The sequence below is a fragment of the Aeoliella straminimaris genome (assembly GCF_024054565.1).
Taxonomy (GTDB): domain Bacteria; phylum Planctomycetota; class Planctomycetia; order Pirellulales; family Lacipirellulaceae; genus Aeoliella; species Aeoliella straminimaris.
Genome location: NZ_JAMXLR010000075.1, coordinates 1 through 5,575 on the forward strand (window position 1 = coordinate 1; position 5,575 = coordinate 5,575).

The following is a 5,575-nucleotide window of genomic DNA, read 5'->3' on the forward strand; positions in this document are numbered from 1 at the left end:
GTGGAACCGTTCGAATTCTCCGTGGCCGTCGCCGTCACGGTTAGCACAAATTCGCCATCAGAATGGAGCGGAGGCGTAATTGTCAGATTGGCCAAGTTCCAAGCGGTCACATCTACCGAATCGCTGCCTGCGGTGCCAGTAAAACTCGAGGTGCCGTCGGAAAGCGTGGCTCCAATAGGCACACCGTTGATTGCGAGCGTGAGCGTTTCCGAACCGTCTTGGTCAACCAGTGCAACAGCGACATCCAGCGTAACTGCAGTATCTTCACTGTCCGCTGCATTCGTGACGGACAGCGTTGGTGCATCGGCGACGGCTACAACGTCGATGGTCATCGCATAGCTAGCCAGCGAGAACTCTTCGCCATCGCTCACTCGGAACGCAAAACTGTCGTAGGGCGTACCACTTCCATGTGTCGCCGGCTGGAACTTAAGATAACCAGCGTCAATGTCGGCGGCCTCGATCACATCCAAGGCGGAGACTATTATGGCGTCTGAGAGCGAGCCACCGTTAGTATCCAAGAGCAATGTCCCGGCTGAGGGAAGCGTGGTGATCTCGACGGCCGCAAGCGTGTCGCCCGCATCGGGATCGCTGAAGTTAAAATCGCCGACAGTGTACGTGTAGGTGGTATCTTCCAGAGTGCCCACGTTGCCATCGGTTGCCGCGGGAGGATTATTGAGATCGACCGACACGTCGAAGCTGTCAATGGCATAGCCACCGTCGTCATCACTAACTCGCACATTGACGGTAAAGACACCTTCGGTGGTGTAGGTGTGCGATATATCGAATGAGCGGCCATCGGGATTCAAAGCGACTAGTTCGTCGTAAATGCCATCGCCATCCCAGTCAACTTCTACGGTGTGTACGTCAAGCGTGCCAGGATCAGTAAACGTAATGCCAGCGCGAGAGAATTGTCCTTCGTCTGGTGGGAGCAGCGTTGCGTCCAGGCCTACATCGAGATCATCTGGGGCAACGTTGTTGACCGTAACAGTGAACTCGAACATCACCAGTTCACGAACTTCGTAGACCCTGTCGGTAAAGTCATCAAGAAAAAACAGGCTATTCCCCACTCGGTCGTCGGAACGTGGGCCAAAATCTAGATCGGTTAGGCCGCGACTAGAAGATGTAGATGCGGGGGCTTCGTTGCCGTTGCCGATATTATCGACGAAAATCGTACTCGTGGCTGTAGGTCCGACGTTACCAGGCGCAAACGCTATCCGTGTGGAACCGTAGCCTTGGTTCATTGTGCTGTAATAGACATCCCCATTATTTGGATCGATTGCCCCGATTGAATGTACGTAATTAAGACCCAACTGGTAATTGTGAGTACTGGATAAATGTCGAATAGGATACGTGGTGCCAGGAATATGGCCAGCCGTATCGAGTTCAAAAACGGGATTATTGGTCTCGAAGTTATTCGCATCTGGGTAGACCACATAATCTCCGTCGGGCTGTATACCAAACCGATCGCCGTGTTCACGACCTAGCAGAATCTGATTGTCACCCAGAACAGTTCCCCCTGATCCAGGGTTAACGCGGAAGAATCTATTGGGAACTGATTCACGCATCAGAATTAGATTACCGCTAGAATCAAAGTCCAGTCCGTAGCGATTCAAGCTTCCCCAGGGGCCTCCTGAGTTGTAGAGGCTGAGGGATCCTGTCGTGGGGTCGATCGCGAAGATTCTTCCAGATATTCGATCGGCTGTGTAGATGCGACCATCGGGGCCAAACTCGAGTTCTGGGCCCTCAACATAAGTGATGCTGTAACTACGCACAAAAGAAACGGATCCCAAGGGTGTGATGCGATACAAATCGAAGAAACCGTATGTTCCTGCGGTCCCACTACCTGTCGCCACATAGACGTTGCCTGTTGTAGGATCTGTCGCAATTCCCTTCAAATTGCGTCCGCTGAGGTTAATTGGACCTGACTGATTGACTATTCTGATTTCATGGGTTTGCGGAACAATCGGCAATCCACCGCCACCGCCCTGTACCCCATCCGAAGCCGCAAGAAGGTCAGCGGCGCCGCCGTCATCGTCCGTGAAGCTGATGATCGAAACGGTATAGTCATCCGACTCGGATCCGTTGCCCGGCGATAAACCGTCATCGAGATACTGATGTTGCACGACGAAGGAAGTGGCTCCCTGAGGGATGTTATAGGTCTGTGGCGAGCCTTCTCCCCAGTCGACCACGATCGTGTAACTGTCATTACCCGGATCGATGATGTCGCCCGTTAGGGTGGCGAATTGATTCTCGTCGATTTCGGATGTAATCGCCAAACTCTCGAGTTTGGGTGCGGCGTTCTCTGCTGTGATGGAAACCGTCGATACGGAAGTCGCCACGTCGTTGTTTGACGATTCCGTGGCGGTGGCCACCACCTGCAACGTGAACGAATCGTTGTCTGGCAAAGTAATCGCCAAGCCAGGCAATTGGAGGGCGGGGTCGTTCAGCGTCAGCACACCGCCCACCGGCGTTAGTACATCACCGTTGGTGTTGCTAAACGTTGCGTCTGCCGGGATGTTCGACAATTCGACGGCCAGTGTTTCCGACCCGTCCGTGTCTTGCAGCGAGGCGCTTAGATCAAGCGAAATCGCCGTACCTTCTGAACCCGTTCGACTTGCGGGAGCTGTCAGGCTTGGCGCGTCCGCGTCCGCGATCACAGTAATGTCAATCGTACCGCTGTCGCTCAGACCATTGGACAGCTGACTGAACCGGAAGTGGGTCAGCCAGAAATTATTGTCGGAAGATGGAGCGAATCCGCTACGGCCATCAAGCAACGTGACATCGCCTAGATTTGACGCCTGCGATCCATTGCCCCACGACATGAAATGAAAAGGACTAGCGAAATTGGAGCCGCCGTCAGTTCGGCGGAAATTCACGTAGTATTGCTGACCGGCCTGGAAGGTGAAGTTCAGCGGAACTTGGTTCCAACCAAACGATCCACCACCGCTAAATCCCTGGTTACCGACGGCGAGCAGTGACCCCAAAGGAGCGGATTCGCCTTGGCCACGATAGATGGCGACTTCATATTGCCCCGATGAGGCGAGGCGTCCGTACCAATCGATTGCATTCACAGAAAAGGTGCTATTGGCACGAAGATATACACCGCGACCGTCAAATGTTGTCGATGAAGGCGACGTCGTACCCCAATTATACCCAGACGGCGTCAGGTCGAGTTGTGATGTCGTTGACTCCCATACGTCGACATCCAAATCGTCGGGGCCGTGCAAATTCGTCTCGCTCACATAGCTCAACGACGCCAATGCCGCATTCAGATCTCCGATCGCTCCGCTAAACTGCAGTGCGGAGGTTCCGTTGGCTGTGCCATTGACAAATGTGACTCCGGTAACAGTCCCAAGAGTGAGCGACCCGCTCGGCACAACAAGACGCACCGTCAGGTCAGACGAGTCGTCGTTTGCTATCGATATGCCCGATATAGCCTGAGCGACATCCTCCGTCGGCGTTTGGGCGTTGGGAAGGGTCAGTTGCGGCGCGTCATTCCAACCATTAATGGTGATGTCGACTGTTGCCGTACTAGTCAGTTCCCCATCGCTGATCGTATAAGTGAACGAATCGGAGTCCGTTTCGCCCGCTGCTAAACCGTCGAACGCATCGCGTGGATCATACACAAACGAGCCGTCCGCCTGAAGTGTCAGCATAGCACCAGAGGGAAGCGTAATCTGAGTGCCAACATTCGCTGCGACTCCATTGATGGCCGTGACAATGAGCGAGTCGTCTTCAGGATCGAGGTCGTTCACCAAGATCTGTACCGCGGCGGACGGATCTAATAGAGATTCTTCAGATACTGTATAGCCATCGTTGTTGGCTGTTGGAGCTTCGTTGACGTCTTCGATGGAAATTGTGAACTGACGTTCGACCGACAAGAAGCCAGAATCAGTAGAACGGACTCGAATCTCGTAACTTTCCTTCGACTCGAAATCTGGAATCACGGCCAGCTTAAGTTGATCGCCGTCAATCGTGAAAGCAGCATTGTCCGTCGACCCCGCACCAGCGACCAGGGTGTAAATATGCGAATCCGTAGTATCCGGATCGGTGGTACTGAAGGAGCCAACGACCGCGCCGATACTTAAGTTTTCATCGATGGACGTAGAAGAGAGCCCAATTGTCGTCGGAGCTTCGTTGACGTCATTGATGGACACCGTGTAAGAACGTTCCACCCAATTGCCTGTGCTATCCGTAGATCGCACTCGGACAGAATAGCTGCTCTTAGTTTCGAAGTCCGGAGAGAAGACAGACTTGAGTTGGTCGCCGCTAATCGCAAATGCGGCATTATCTGTGTCGCCGCTTCCTGAAACCAGCGTGTAGATGAACGAGTCGCCCACGTCAGGATCGGTCGTAGAAAGCGTCCCGACAGTCGAGCCGCTTGGAGTGTTCTCATTGAGTGACGAATTGGAGAGATTCACCTGCGTTGGAGAATCTGGAGTGTTGTTGACTGTAATCGATACGGTAGCGATGCTGAATCCGCCATCGGGATCGGTGACTCTGAATTGGAAGCTGTCCGATCCGGCGAAATTCAAAAATGGTGTGTACGTGCGATTGGCCCCGGAACCGCTCAAACTGCCATGCGACGGGTTGGATTCGATCGAAAACGCAATGGGATCGCCGTCGATGTCGCTGCCGGTCAGCGTGATCCCGACTGAGGTCTCTTCATTCGTGACGACCGCTTGATTATCTGCTGTAGGGAAATTGTTTGTCGACAGCGTTGTCAGAACAATGTCGTTACCGGTGCCTCCCTGGTAGGTAATGCCAAAGATATTGCCGCCGTATTCGACCAAGCCGCCCTCGGGGAGACCATTGAAAATTCCTGTGATTGGTTCCGTGCCATCATTGTCGAGAATGGTAAACGTTTCACCTGGTGTGGTGAAACTGGAACCAAGGGTCACGTCCAAATCGCCAGCGATCTCTACGGTGCCGTTGACCTTCAGCTGATCGTGGCCGCTACCAGCTGTGGTGCCGTTGAGTTGAACTGAGAGTCGGGGATTATAGGCGCCTTCGAATCCTACGTCGTCCAAAGTTAGGATGCCGGTCGTGGATCCACTGCCCGGATCAATCGTGCCACGAACCAAGGCAGGGGACGCACTCGCCCAATCGAACGTGCCGAGTCCTGCGAGAGTGCTGTTACTATTTTGAAGATAAGGCCGTGAATTCGAACTGAGAATCCCGTTGACTTCAGCTGTGCCAGAAACGACATATAAGTAACTCACGTAGTTGGACAAACTGTTGAAGGCGACCGTGCCATTGTAGATGTAAAACGTGCTAGGTACGTCAACATTGCCATCCAACTGCAAACTGCCGGAGTACACATAAAGACGCACGTACGAACCAGTCTCAACATCGCCCTCCCAGGCGTTGCTACCATAGCTTCGAACGTTGAAGTAAGTACCTGACTGAGAAGTAAGCAACTCGTTACCGACAGTGACGTTGTTCTCTAGCTGGAGATAGGCGTTAGCTGCAGTGACAATAGTCCCAGTTGCCGCAGTGTTGTCGGCTGCCCCCAGGGCGTTGTCATGACGGACCGATAGAGTGCCACCACCGATGGTGGTCGTACCGGTGTAGG

General features: G+C 53.5%; 1 protein-coding gene. It reads right to left on the bottom strand.

Annotation, left to right across the window (positions count from 1 at the left end; genetic code table 11):
- Positions 1-5,420: Ig-like domain-containing protein (locus tag NG895_RS21695; RefSeq protein ID WP_252854635.1), on the bottom strand; the 5,420-nt coding region annotated here is incomplete at its 3' end.
- Positions 5,421-5,575: the final 155 nt, after the last annotated feature.